The sequence below is a fragment of the Bacteroides sp. B1-V-101 genome (genome assembly GCF_023656585.1).
Classification (GTDB): Bacteria; Bacteroidota; Bacteroidia; order Bacteroidales; family Bacteroidaceae; genus Bacteroides; species Bacteroides thetaiotaomicron.
This window is the reverse complement of the sequence record NZ_JAMOKH010000002.1, coordinates 346,646-361,063: the sequence shown is the minus strand read 5'-3', so window position 1 is coordinate 361,063 and position 14,418 is coordinate 346,646. Positions and strand designations below refer to the sequence as shown.

The window sequence follows — 14,418 nt, the reverse complement described above, 5'->3', positions numbered from 1 at the left end:
TTCTCCCTAGCAAACTGTCTCATTAACCGCATATAAAACTGAGGGTCGATTCTTCGCTGAACCGACCCTCTTTCTTTCATAGAAACACAAACATCAATACCTATTTAAATTCTCTCTTCATTTATTTTCAAGAATCATTTCCACCGGTTGTCCATGCTGACAAGTTACATCCAGTATCGTATGGGCACCTTTATATTCAAGCTTTACATTCGCCGGTGTCTCCAAGAAACTCCAGCGTCCTTTCAGCTCTATTATTTTACGAATAGGGCGGCTCGGTTCTTTTGTCGTATACGTCTTTTCCGCAATATTCAAGTTTGGGTCACAGACGCTGAGACGAATCGCCTTTTTTCCCTCTGCCGCATACATGACCATCGTTTCCGCAGGAATGGAAGCAACCACCAGCTTATCGTCAGCAGACCGGTAATCTTCAAAAACAGCATATCCGGTTATACCCGTTTTCCTGTCATAGACAATATGCGCAGTCTGATCACGTTGCCATACTTCGTATGCAGGCGTTTTCTTCAGTTCATCCAAATCCGAAGCTGAAGGCTGAATCAGTACCATATATTCATAAGTAGCATTCTTCGGGGCGTTGCCATGTTCAATCCAGGCAGAAGAGAATGTTCCTGTAGTCTTTTCGCGGGTTTTCTCATGACGCGACTCCTGTTCGGCTATCTGTGAACGAAGGGTTCCGTCAACTACATGATAATAATTATCATAGCCGTCGTGCAACCAATAGTTATCCTTACCTGTCTTCTGCTCTTTGCCGTTAAATTTCGTCTGGAAGAGAGTGGTCTCCGTAGGATAGTCAGCATTGCTGTTCGTGATGCCTGTTCCGAGGCAGATCATCCGGTTATCAAAACAGAAGACGGATTTACGGGCTACAAAGTCGGGAGTAAAGTTCTCATAATCACGTTCCGTCAGTTTCATTGCAAACATTCCGTTCATGCCGCCTAAAGAGCTGCTTCCGGAAAAGTTTTCCGTAGACCGTGCCATCGTCGTACCTTTCAGGGGACTGTCCAAGAGTTCAAAAGGAAGATGAATGGTAGTCGTACCGGGCAGACGGTTCCAGTCCCATCCTTCCTGTACAAAACCACTTCCGGCACGGGAGACGGGATTTCCTTTTCCCATAATCTGTACCGATCCGTAGCTTTGATAACGTCCGTAACGATTATCTTTCGCATAGATTTCAGCACCCCATACATCTGTGGTATATCCTTTCAGTGTCACCATCCAGTCTGCACGGCGGAAAATACCTGCCGATCCATAGTTATAAACAAAAAAACCGTGGGGAGCCTGTGCAGGCTGAATACCTTCTTTTCTGAAGAAATGTGCATTCCTTGTATTCCGATCACGTATCAGACGCAAATAATCGGCGGCCAGTCCATGATCGAATGTATTTCCCTGACCGGACAAGTCTCCTGACAATGCAATATTGGCAAATGCTTCTATATCATCGCTTCCCATCTTTCCGCCAAAAGGATGGCGACCGCTAATGCCTGTCCCCCATTCGTAAAGGTTACAATAATTGCGCATGGCGAGAAAGGCAGACTTGATATGTTGACGTGCCTCTTCCGTCAGTTCAAATCCGGTCCCGTTGGTGAGAGCGATAAATTGGCCGATGGTAGCCAGTACTCCGGTTGTATAGCCGGGATAGAAACCTCCGTGATGAAAGGTCGTTCCATCTACTTTGATACCGCCGAGAGTGCCCGGAGTATAATTCAGCGATGAAGACAACCAGCGCGACAAACCATTCAAAGCCTGTTCCTGTTCTCTTGCATCGGGGAACATCATGGCGGAGATAAACTTTGCCATCAAGAGCGTATGCCATGAATCCAGTAATTCATCCCGCTCCGGCGGACACGGTTGACGAGTCTCCTGTAAAGCAGCCCAGAAACGTAAAGTGGATAGATAGGCATCCCGGTGAGGATGTTTATAAATCGCGTCCCGCATGAGCCAGGCGGTAGTATATATTTTACGTACCTGATAGCCGTAATGATGGTTCGTCCCCATGCCGCTGCCAAAAGCGAATCCCTGATCCATTGCATAGTCGAATACGGTAAAATAGTTCTTCTTCGATGTCTCATTCTGATTGTAGAAGGCATCGTATGCAAAACCGGCAAGCATCGTTTCGATATCATTCCATGACATCTCCCCTTTCTTCTTGTCTTGCTCGTCCGGTGCTACAACAGGAGTTCCGGTAAAGCCGGTTCCGGCTGCGGAGGGAGCAATGGCAGCTCTTTCAAAAGTCTTCCTTGCAGCGTTGATCTGTCCTTGGGGAGCTTTCTTCACATCGAGAAATTCAGTCAGGCGTTGTTCGATTGTTTTCAAGTCCTTCTTTTGCCGAGTTGTCAGTTTAGAAAGCAAGGGGACATCATAAGACTGCTGTTCCCACTTCCATACAAGACACCAATGCCAGAGGTCACGATTGGAAAGACCGTTGTTAGCTGGCAGTTGTTGGTCCGGTGTCGTGCGCAGGTTCATCTTCTTTTCCGGAAAGGTCAGGCGATCCAGAAAGATGCGCCCTTTACGGTCGGGAGCGACCAGACGATAAGAAACAATATTTTTATCTTTCTTATCACCGTTCATGTAGGCGAAAGATATCCAGCAAGCCCGCCAGCCTGCCGCTTGCAGATGATACGTGAACCAATAAGAGACTTCACCCGCCTTATTTAGAAACTCAAAACGGATAGAGTCCTGCTGGGGTTTCTCGTTATATATCCACAGGGTAATACCAAATTGCTGTTCCTTTTTGGCATTCAGTGATAAGGGTTCTATCTGAACGTCCAGTATCGAGGCAGGTTGGAAATCCCATTCCAGACTACTTTCTCCCTCTTTATAGAAAAGAGAAGAAAGTTTCACTTCACCTTTCCCCGAAACTTTGAACGTCTCGGGAACCTTTTCTTCAAACCCTATGACCTGCGCATAAGAGGACAAAGAACAAAACAAGAACAGAAATATAAAACAAACAGCTTTCATGATCATTAATTGTTTAAAGGCAGTTCTTACCACACCCGGGTGCCAGGATGCACGACACCCGGGTGTCAGCATGTATGAGATCCGGGTGTCGGTATGTATGAGACCCGGGTGTCATACAAACCGTATTAGTATACGGTATCAGTAAGGTATACGGTCCGAAAGAATCTTTTCCGTATACCACGGATCGTCGATTTCTTTCAGCATTGCTCCCATTTCACGATAAAGTTGCTCCACGACTTCCTTATTTTCTTCCAAAGGCAGATTATTTAGCTGATAAGGGTCGTTTACGTCATCAAACAGCAGACTTTTCTTTAGCTGTTTAGTCTCCCGGTCGATATACAGAGCCAATGTATAGCGAGCCGTCTTAATGCCGCGCGAAGAGGGGAAATAAGATTGCACCAATCCATCCTTATCTTTCTCTCCATCCAGATTCTGAATATACAACGCACCTTCCGGACGAACAATTTCCGCCTTTTCATCGAAGAAAAGAGGTGCGAAGTTGCGTCCCTGCACCTCGGAAGGAATCGAATCCCCCAGACCGCACAAGCCGAGTACGGTAGGCATAATGTCGGGAGCAGAAAGCAACAAATCATCTACCCGGGGCTGAATCTTACCGGGGAAACGAACCAGGAACGGAATATTCATAGATTCGGAATAGGGAGAGTTCTTAGGATCGTCCGTTCGCTGGCTGCACATTGTTTCGCCATGGTCGGAAGCAAAGATGACTACTGTATTTTTATCCAATCCCAATTGTTTCAGTGCTTCCAGAATCTGTCCGAAAGCACGGTCTACTCCGGTCACAGAAGCAAAGTAGTAACGGACGGATTCCGCTTTTTTCATATTCAGATCTACGTTTGGGCGAATCAGCAGACTGTCCAGCGGTTGATCTTTATAAAGATTGAAGTCCTGTTCTTCACAATCGTTCAGCGAACGGTATGGGCTATGCGGCGGGTTCATTCCCACCATGATGAAGAATGGTTTCTTCGTATCACGCACGTTTCCTTCATTCTTGAGATAAGAAACAACTTTGCCCGACTCATGGAGCGGTGACCATTCTTTCGGATCATGCCTCTTGCCGTCCGTATCCCAATAATGCGGGTTCTTATGTTCGTCAAACGTGCCGTACGAATACCAATAGTTGAAACCGTGGCGCTGCTCTTTCGGCGTATAAGCGTCCCACACCGGACGCTGTGTTTCTACATATTGTCCCGGATTCTCCGGATCATTCGGGGTCGGGAAGTCAGCGTGAAGTTTACCGAAATAAGCACAATCATAACCGGCCTTGCTGAATACGTCGCCTATGCACTCCGCATCGTCACGCAAAGAGCTGATAGGACGTGTAGAGTTACAGTTCAAAGGTACACCACTGCGATTCGGATACATACCGGTCAGCAACATTCCACGATGAGGGCTGCTCAGCGGACAGTTGCTTTGAGCGGAAGTCAGCACCATAGATTCACGTGCGAAAGTATCTATGTTAGGAGTATGCACGGGGTCTCCCCGGAAGTTTACTTTATCTCTGAAACCTTCCTGGTTCCAAAAGCCCATTGCCTGATTGCGATACTGATCAGGAAATACATAGATGATGTTTGGATGTTCCGCCTGCTCTGCCACCTGTTTGGGGGCTTTACAGCCTTGCGCTGCAAAGAGGGTCAAGCCTCCCATCAATAAGTTTACTGATTTGTTTATCATGATATAAAGAATAACAGTTAATGTACCGGAAGAGACTAATATATGCACATATCCGGCTAAAGTACAAGCAAGGCAGTTCTTACTTCTTTTCCAGGTCTCTTTTGCGCATCAATCCTTCCAGGAAGTAATAGTCAGCGTAGTTCAAAGGCACATCTATTTCCTGGCCGTGAGGGATACTGCCCACAGAGTGCATCAATATAAAGTTTCCATTCGTACCCACTTTGGCACGATAAGCCGGTGAGCCGAGGCTTTCCATGATCTTATCAGCGGTTTCCTTATAGTGATTGCCCGGCAGATAACCGTCGAGTTCGTACAGAGCAGAAGCCGTACATGCGGCTGCAGAAGCGTCACGAGGTTCGTTCGGAATGTTCGGAGCATCGTAATCCCAGTAAGGAACGAGGTCTTCCGGCAGGTTCTTATTGGTAAAGATGAAGTTATACACCTTCTGTGCCTGATCGAGATACTTCTTGTCTTTTGTATAGCGATAGCAAGTGGTATAACCGTATAATGCCCAAGCCTGTCCGCGAGCCCATGATGATTCGTCCGCATATCCTTGTGCTGTTTGTCTCTTACGCACTTCTCCTGTTTCGGGATCGTAGTCTACCACATGATAGCAACTGTTGTCCGGACGGAAGTGGTGAGCCATCGTTGTATCCGCATGTTTCACTGCTATATTGTAAAAGGTAGAGTCACCGGAAAAAGCCGTAGCTTCAAACAGCAATTCCAGATTCATCATATTATCGATAATCACCGGACATTTCCATCCGCGTGTTCCCTGCCAGCCTTTATCGGCATCCCATGACTGGATAACGCCTGCTCCCGGACGGAAACGGGTAGACAATGATTTTGCGGCTTCTACAATCACATCTTTATATTCTTTTTTATCTGCAAAACGGTAACCGTTAAGATAACTGCACCCGATCATAAAGCCGACATCATGATGCCACTTCAGATATTTCACAGAATCGAGGGCTTCTGTGTATTTTTCTGCCAAAGGCAACCACTTTTTATCCCCTGTCAGATTGTAAGTCAGCCACATGCTGCCCGGAAAGAAACCGGAGCACCAGTCATCAATAGGTATATAGGAGATACTACCATCTGCATTGATGGTTCTTGGATTCAGAATTTTACCGGATTTCTCGATAATGTCTGTCTGAATTGTGTTTTGTGCTACTGCGTTGTCGATGTTGTCCTGAATAAAATCGACTTCAACCTTTTTTTGTCCACCGCAACTCGTAAAGATCAGAAGCGAAAGTCCCAATGCGCTAAGAATTGTTTTCATAATACATGGATTATTTGTTAAGTTAATAATTATCTGGTGGCAAAAGTAGTACTTTCAAATAGAATAGACCGTCCCAAATAATCCAATTCAGGGACAAATTTGGTACATTTCTCCCTTGAAGGGCATATTTGCACAGATATTCCCCAAAAGCCTGCTTAATTTAATGAAATTAAAAATGTAATTATAATAATCTGACTAATATATAATATATTCTGGTCATTTTAAGGAAAAAGGCATTCTAACTCTTCTACATTTTTATTATATTTATTTGTAATTAATCAATTGATTGTTAATTATAATTATTATCATCACGTTTACATAAAGTTATGCAAATTAAATAAGAAATTACTTATTTAGTTAGCTTTGCCATGTCTTTTCTCAGTCAAACTCTTCGTTGATGAGAATCAGATATATATAGATATTTGTACTTAAATCTACAACATATTATGAGCACAACATGCCAACATCAACAAGGTGAAGGATACCTAAAACTCCTAAAGATTTAGATACATATTATGCTTATAATAAGAAAGATAGGCAAACGTTGTAAGCAATAATATTTATTGTTCGGATGCACTTTAACCATTTTATTATTTATATTTATGAAAAACCACCTAATAACAGTACTTGTCTGCTGTTTATTCTTCATCGGTTGTAAAGATGATAAAGCCAACTCTAATCAGTATGACCCATCTCAACCAGTAGTATTTACAGATTTTAGCCCTAAAGAGGGAGGTATGCGAACCCGCCTGTACATTGAAGGCAGTAACTTCGGGAATGATCCCACCAAAATTCACATTACGATCGGTGGAGAAAAAACCAAAACCATCGGAGCCGATGGAAAAAAGATTTATTGCATGGTTCCTTCCAAGGCTTTTGATGGAATAATCAATGTTCGTGTAGATGGTCCGGATGGCAAACCTATTGCAGAACATACATTTGAAGAGGAATTCAAGTACACTCCTGCAACGATCGTAGGTACCTTGCTACGTAAGGTAGACGAGGATAATAATTCTGCATTTCAAGAGGGTTCGTTCGATGAAGGAGCTTCTATTCCTTCCAATGACTGTATGGTGTTCGACCCCAAGTACAAGGATGGGGACAACCGATTACTTTTTTCTTCAAACCATTTTGACGGTCTCCACCTAATAGACCTGACAGAACGGACTGTAAAACGCCTCTTCCCAAGAACGGGATATAGCACAATGTATTCTTTCACATTCAGTGCTGACGGAGACACGTTGCTATTTACCGATGATCACGGTCAGGACAACACCACCCGGGCAAATATCTATTATTCTCTCCGTCGTGAAAACTTTCGACGAATTCGTCCCTACAACTATGGCAGGACAGCATATAGCTTAGTGTATATGGATGACGGAACCATCTTTTACACCACCTGGTGGGAGGGAAAAGTCTACAAAATGATACGCAATGGGGCTATTCCCAATATCGACGAGAATGCGGAAGTTGCCTTTAGCCTGAGTCAGATATCGGCAGTGGGCGGTTCACATACGATATTATTCAGGCACCCGTCCAATAAATTCATGTATATGCTTTCCGACAATTTTGGCGCAGTGTTCAGAGCCGATTATGATCCGGTGGCAAAAACATTCGGTAATCCTAGCATCATTGCCGGAAACATGAACGATAAAAGTTTCAAGGAAGGAACGGGAGGAAGCGCCCGGTTTAACAAACCACAGTTCGGTGTATTCGTAAAAAACGAGAAATACGGCGAAGGAATTGGTCCTGACAACGACCAATATGACTTCTATTTTTGTGACAGAGAAAATCACTGCATCTGGAAACTGGATCCTCATGGGGTAGCGTCTCTTGCAGCCGGACGAAGTAACGAAAACGCCGACGGCAAAATATGGGGATACGTAGACGGCAATCCATTGCATGAGGCACGTTTCAATCAGCCAGCCGGTCTTGCTTACGACCCTGATACAGATATGTTCTATATTGGAGATATTGATAATAAAGGGATTCGTTATATGACAACGGAATAATACTATTTAAAACACAAGTAAATATGAGAAATGTAATCTTACTATTTTTATTGATAGTAGGCTGGACAACTACAGTCTACGCTCAAAATGAACAAGAGACGATTGAGGTGACGGGAATCGTCACTGATCCAAAGAACGAACCTTTAATAGGCGTGAACGTTACAGCAAGAAATATGCCCGGCTTCGGTGCGATAACAGACATAAACGGACGTTACAAGATCAAGGTTCCCAATTACTCTTACTTGATTTTTTCCTATGTGGGATTTACAAAGCAGGAAATCTTTATCAAAGACAAAAAAATCATTAACATCGTTATGGCAGAGACGAAAGAAACGGTCATCGACGAGGTTGTTGTCACAGGGACCGGTGCTCAGAAGAAGGTAACTGTGACAGGTGCCGTTACCACAGTCGACGTTTCCCAGCTACGTACTCCGACGGCAAGCATCACCAATGCTCTTGCAGGCAATGTAGCCGGTATACTCGCCCGCCAGACTTCCGGACAGCCGGGTAGCAATATTTCTGAGTTCTGGATACGCGGTATCTCCACTTTCGGTGCCGGAGGCAGTGCATTGGTGTTGGTCGATGGCTTCGAACGTGATATGAATGAAATCAATGTGGAAGATATCCAGGACTTCTCCGTGTTGAAAGATGCCTCCGCAACCGCCATTTACGGTTCACGCGGTGCAAATGGCGTTGTCTTGATCACGACCAAACGCGGCAAGGAAGGGAAGACCCGCGTCAATGCCAAAGTAGAAACCTCGTATAATACACGCACCAGAACTCCGGAATTTGTGGACGGTCCAACATATGCCCGCATGATGAACGAAGCCTTGGTTAGTCGTAGTCAGGCTCCGGCCTATAGCGAAAGCGACTTGGAACTGTTTGCAAACGGGCTGGATCAGGATCTTTTCCCTAATGTGGACTGGATGAACTTAATACTGAAAGACGGTGCCCCCACTTATCGCGCAACTGTAGACTTGACCGGAGGTGGTACGGTAGCCCGCTATTTCATTTCCGCCAGTTATGTAAATGAAGGCGGCATGTACGAGACGGATCGTGCTATGACAGACTATAACACCAATGCCAACTACCATCGCTGGAACTACCGCATGAATGTAGACATAGACCTGACAAAATCCACGCTGCTAAAAGTAGGCGTATCGGGTTCTTTGGACAAGCAGAACCTGCCGGGAAGCCAGTATCATGAAATATGGCACTCGTTAATGGGATACAGTCCCATCGCTTCTCCGGTACAGTATAGTGACGGGAAATGGGCAGCAGTCGGTAGTGAAGGACGAAGAAATCCGTGGGTACTGACCACCCAACAGGGATATCAGGAAACATGGAAGAATAAAATACAGACTACGGTTAATCTTGAACAAGATTTGAAATTTATCACAAAGGGATTAAAATTCTACGGACGTTTCGGATTCGATACATATACGGATAACGGTGACAACCGTTTCAAATGGCCGGAAAGTTGGTTAGCGGAACGGCAGCGTACCTCCGACGGAGAATTGCAATTCAGAAGAATAGAGACGCAGAAACTGATGGACGGAACGATGTATTCAAGTGGACAACGGAAGGAATACTTGGAGGCAGAGCTACACTATAACCGTACGTTTGGCGACCACATGCTAGGGGCCGTTTTAAAGTATTCTCAGGATAAGACTACCAATACATCTCACAACGGCAATACAGATAGCTACGAGAAGATTGTGCAGAGTATTCAGAATCGTCATCAGGGGTTTGCAGGACGTTTCACATACGGATGGAAATACCGCTACTTCTTTGACTTTAATTTCGGTTACAACGGCTCCGAGAACTTCGCCTCAGGTCAGCAGTTTGGATTCTTTCCCGCCTATTCTGTAGCATGGAACATCGCTGAAGAGTCAATCATCAAGAAACATCTCAAATGGCTGAATATGTTTAAGCTGCGCTACTCATATGGTAAGGTAGGTAACGACAATGTGGGAACCCGCTTCCCATACGTAGAGAAATTCGGGACATGGGATGAAGACGGTTATTATTACGGTGATATCGGCACCAGTAATTATTATTATACCGGACTGACCTATTCGAGAATTGCGTCAAGCAGCATCACTTGGGAGGTAGCCAAGAAACATGACCTCGGACTTGACTTCTCTATGTTCAATGATAAGTTCAGTGGCAGCATTGACTACTTCCACGAACAACGCAACGGTATTTATATGGTACGTAGTTACCTTCCTCAGATCATCGGTCTGAATCACATCACAACGAAACCTTATGCCAACGTGGGTTCTGTCTTGTCCGAAGGTTTTGACGGTAATATCGCTTATAAACAGAGGATAGGTGAGGTAGACCTTACGGTACGTGCCAACATGACCTATAGTAAGAATGAAATCAAGGAGTATGACGAAGAGAACAGCCGCTATCCGTATAAGATGAAATACGGATTCCGTGTAGACCAGGCACGCGGCCTGATAGCCGAAGGATTGTTTAAGGATTATGAAGAAATCCGCAACAGACCCTCACAGGGTTCAGGCATCATGCCGGGAGACATCAAATACAAGGACGTAAACGGTGACGGAGTCATTAACGGAGATGACGAAGTGCCCATCGGTGCGACCACCCGCCCTAACCTGATTTACGGGTTCGGTGTATCTGCACAATGGAAAGGATTTGATATCAACGTTCACTTCCAAGGAGCCGGCAAGTCATCCTTCTTCATAGACGGATTCACCGTATATCCATTCCAAGAGAAGTCATGGGGCAATATTCTGACGGATGTAGTGGGTAACTACTGGTCGCTGGGAATCAACGAAGACCCGAATGCCAAATACCCGCGTCTGAGTTATGGAGGTAATAGCAACAACTATCGTGCTTCTACTTACTGGCTGCGAAACGGTTCGTACATCCGTTTAAAGAATGTGGAATTAGGTTACAGCATCCCCAAACGGTTTGTCAATAAACTCCATTTGGACCGTGTACGCCTCTACCTGATGGGAACGAATCTGCTGACCTTCTCCGACTTTAAGCTTTGGGATCCGGAACTGGGTAGTTCCAATGGACAACAATATCCGTTATCCAGAACAGTGACCATCGGACTGACGGTAGGAATCTAAAACAATCATTAAAAGAAAAGTTATGAATAAAAATAAATACATTTTATTGGGAGCAGTGGTACTCGGCTTGGGACTCACTTCCTGTTCCGATTTCCTAAATGTAGACCGCTATTTCAGAGACCAACAATCTACAGAACGCATTTTCTCGGACAAAGACTATACACTTCAATGGCTGTCATTCTGCTACAGTCGCCTGCAGGGAGATAATCTGGAGGTGGGACACAGTGACGTATGCCCTTTCAATTTCTCAGACGACCAAGTATTCAACGAACGAGGAGACCGTTTTGCCAAATTCAAACGCGGCGAATATTTAAATTCCACTGGTGGCCAAAATGCTTGGAAATGGTCGTATGACGGAATCTATCAAGCCTCCATTCTACTGAATGAATTGTATGAGAATGAAGATCTCACTCCGGAGGAAGTGACGGACGTAAGAGGACAGGCCCGTTTTCTGCGTGCCTATTTCTACTGGTTACTGCTGAGAAAATTCGGTCCGATACCCATTCTACCACCGGAAGGAGCCGACTATACAAAATCGTATGACGAACTGGCCTACCCACGTAAAACCTATGATGAGTGCGTGGCATTCATCACTTCAGAACTCGAAATTGCAGCTACCGAACTGTTCGAAAAACGCGATAACTTGAACATTGCCCGCCCGACTAAAGGAGCCGCGCTGGCTGTACGTGCCAAAGTTTTCCTTTATGCTGCCAGTCCGCTGGTAAACGGGAATACGGAAATGGCAGACTTCATCAACAAGGACGGCCAACAGTTGATTCCACAAGAATACAATGAAGAGAAGTGGGCAAAAGCCGCTGCTGCCGCCAGAGACATGATCGAGTACTCGGAAATGAGCGGACTCTACAAACTTTATACTTTTGAAAGGCGCCCGGTTAGTACAGACGAGGCTTATCCAACTACTATTGAACCGCCATATCATGAGGAATACAGTAACAAGCCTTTTCCGGAAGGATGGTCCAATATAGATCCATTTGAATCATATCGGTCTCTTTTTAATGGAGATATCTATGCAGCCGAAAATCCGGAACTTATTTTTACCCGAGGAACCAATGGTGACAGCAATGACTTAAAAACAGACAACACGATGGTAGATTTCGTAAAGCATCAACTGCCCGGAACTTTTGGAGGATATAACGTACACGGAATGACCCTAAAGCAAAGTGAAGCATACGCTATGGCAGATGGTACATCATTTGACAAAGAATGCTATACATTATGGAAAGGGAAGTTCACAAACGATGAAAACAAAGATGAACACAAGTACGACAATGTAAAAAATGGCGTATGGTGGGGATATACCAACCGTGAGCCTCGCTTCTATGCTTCCGTAGCTTTCAACGGAGCACAATGGAACGCACTGAGCATTAAGGAAGAAGGAGGAAAAGACTCACGAAACAAACAAATCTGGTATTATCGCGGAGCAACCGACGGTCGTATCAATGGATCTGATAACTGGTGCATTACGGGCACCGGCATCATGAAATATGTAAATCCGAACGATTGCGCCAAATGGGGAGGCTCTATCTACCAGAAAGTGGAACCTACACTTCGTTATGCCGACATATTACTGATGTATGCAGAAGCACTGAATAATATTTCCGAAGGGACACACTACCAGGTGGCCTCATGGGACGGAAGCCAGACTTACGACATCTTCCGTGACAAAGAACAGATGCGCCGTGGAGTTAAGCCTGTCCGTATGCGTGCCGGAGTCCCCGACTATAGCGATGAAGTATATGAAAACCCGAAAAAATTCTTTGAAAAAATAGTTCATGAACGGCAGATCGAATTCTTTGCAGAAACCCAACGCTACTATGACCTGCGTCGTTGGAAAATTGTCGAAGAACATGAAGGAGAACAAATCTACGGTTGCAATACACTGATGAACGAAGAATACAAAGATATGTTTTATCTGCCAGTCAGAGTGGCCGAACTACAGACTTCTTTCTCACGCAAACAGTACTTCTGGCCTATCAGCTTCGATGAGCTGAAACGCAACAATAATCTCTCACAAGCTCCCGGATGGCAGAATTATGATTAGTGTTAACATTATAAACCAAAAGATCAATATGAGAAAATTATATATTTTAGGAATGATACTGGGGATGTATGTAACATTCAGTGCATGCAATGACGAGTGGAAAGATGAACTTTACACACAGATGCTTTCTTTCAAGGCACCTTTAGGTGACAACGGCTTGAGTGAAATTTATGTACGCTATCAGCCGGATGGAACAGGAATATACCAGTTGCCGGTCATTGTCAGCGGCTCGAAAAGCAACAGTCGGAATATCGATGCAAAAATAGCCGTGGATGAGGATACGCTCCGAATACTTAACCAGGAAAAATTCCCCGTAGGTCGTCAGGACCTCTGGTATGTCCCCCTTGCAGAACAGCATTATTCTTTTGAATCAAACATTTGCCATATTCCTGCGGGAGAGAATATACAGCTCTACCCCATCCATTTCAACTTTAACGGGTTGGAACTGGATGAGAAATACGTACTTCCGCTGACTATTGAAGAAGACCCTTCTTATGTTCAAAACAAATATAAGGGACGTTATAAAGCGCTGCTGGGAGTCAATCTGTTCAATGACTACTCCGGAACGTATAACACCACGCTGATGAACATCTACATCGAAGGAACGACAACCGATCCCGCTAAGGTAGATACGCGCTTAGCCCGCGTAGTGGACGAGAATACCATTTTCTTCTATGCCGGTTCAACGTGGGTGGAAGATGAGAACCGCTCCAGGTATAAAGTATTCGTCGAGTTTGAAGAAGGAACGGAGGACGAGGAAGGTACTATTAAAGGAAAGTTGAGATTGTACGGTGACGAAGGCGAACCGGGAATCAATATCCGACCATTGGGAGAATGCAAATATGAAAAACGAATCATTCAGCACGAGACCATCAAATATATGGAACGCCACCTTACCACACTGGAACTGAGTTATAAGTACACGGATGTCACTTCCAATCCGGATTATCCGATAACTTACAAAGTAAAAGGTTCTATGACAATGGAACGCCAGATCAACCCGTTGATACCGGATGAGGATCAAGCTATTGAATGGTAAGAGAAAATTAAAAAAGGAGGAGACAAGCACTTGATTAAACATAGAAGCTTATCTCCTCTTTCTTTTATCAGGATACTCCATACAGCATTTTTATTAGATGATACGAATGCAAACACCATACCAGTCATAAGGTATTCGAGATTGATGAAGAATAATAACCCCCTAAAAACGTAAGTATCCGACAGCCATATATGGGAATATATTTATTACATTTGCGGAAGAATCTTGAATTTTAAATTATAGGC

At 44.6% G+C, this 14,418-nt stretch carries 7 protein-coding genes; 4 read left to right on the top strand and 3 right to left on the bottom strand.

Going from position 1 to position 14,418, the window contains the following annotated elements:
* Window positions 1-117: 117 nt before the first annotated feature.
* The 3 genes from NBH01_RS02910 to NBH01_RS02900 all read right to left on the bottom strand — a co-directional run bounded on the left by NBH01_RS02910 (window position 118) and on the right by NBH01_RS02900 (window position 5,953).
* A complete protein-coding gene (locus tag NBH01_RS02910) occupies window positions 118-2,979 on the bottom strand; it encodes a chondroitinase family polysaccharide lyase (protein ID WP_250699969.1) in 2,862 nt (953 codons plus the stop codon).
* 138 nt (window positions 2,980-3,117) lie between these two features.
* Window positions 3,118-4,668, bottom strand: coding sequence for a sulfatase family protein (locus NBH01_RS02905; protein WP_250699976.1), 1,551 nt, complete (start codon window positions 4,666-4,668; stop codon window positions 3,118-3,120).
* 82 nt (window positions 4,669-4,750) lie between these two features.
* Window positions 4,751-5,953, bottom strand: a complete 1,203-nt coding sequence (locus NBH01_RS02900; RefSeq protein ID WP_016269279.1) for a glycoside hydrolase family 88 protein — start codon at window positions 5,951-5,953, stop codon at window positions 4,751-4,753.
* 602 nt (window positions 5,954-6,555) lie between these two features.
* Here NBH01_RS02900 and NBH01_RS02895 point away from each other — a divergent pair.
* From NBH01_RS02895 to NBH01_RS02880, 4 genes are read left to right on the top strand one after another with little or no spacing between them, the layout of a single operon-like run.
* Window positions 6,556-7,965: an IPT/TIG domain-containing protein gene (locus NBH01_RS02895; RefSeq protein ID WP_008767554.1), complete on the top strand. Its 1,410-nt coding sequence runs from the start codon at window positions 6,556-6,558 to the stop codon at window positions 7,963-7,965.
* A 23-nt stretch (window positions 7,966-7,988) separates the two neighbouring features.
* Complete coding sequence (locus NBH01_RS02890) at window positions 7,989-11,072, top strand: SusC/RagA family TonB-linked outer membrane protein (RefSeq protein WP_022471685.1); 3,084 nt, start codon at window positions 7,989-7,991, stop codon at window positions 11,070-11,072.
* 22 nt (window positions 11,073-11,094) lie between these two features.
* Window positions 11,095-13,134 carry a RagB/SusD family nutrient uptake outer membrane protein gene (locus NBH01_RS02885; RefSeq protein ID WP_250699968.1) on the top strand — a complete coding sequence of 680 codons (2,040 nt, stop codon included), beginning with the start codon at window positions 11,095-11,097 and terminating at the stop codon, window positions 13,132-13,134.
* Window positions 13,135-13,162: 28 nt separating this feature from the next.
* Window positions 13,163-14,173 (top strand): DUF4973 domain-containing protein, encoded by a 1,011-nt coding sequence (locus tag NBH01_RS02880; RefSeq protein ID WP_250699967.1) that lies wholly within the window; start codon window positions 13,163-13,165, stop codon window positions 14,171-14,173.
* The last annotated feature ends 245 nt before the right edge of the window (window positions 14,174-14,418 follow it).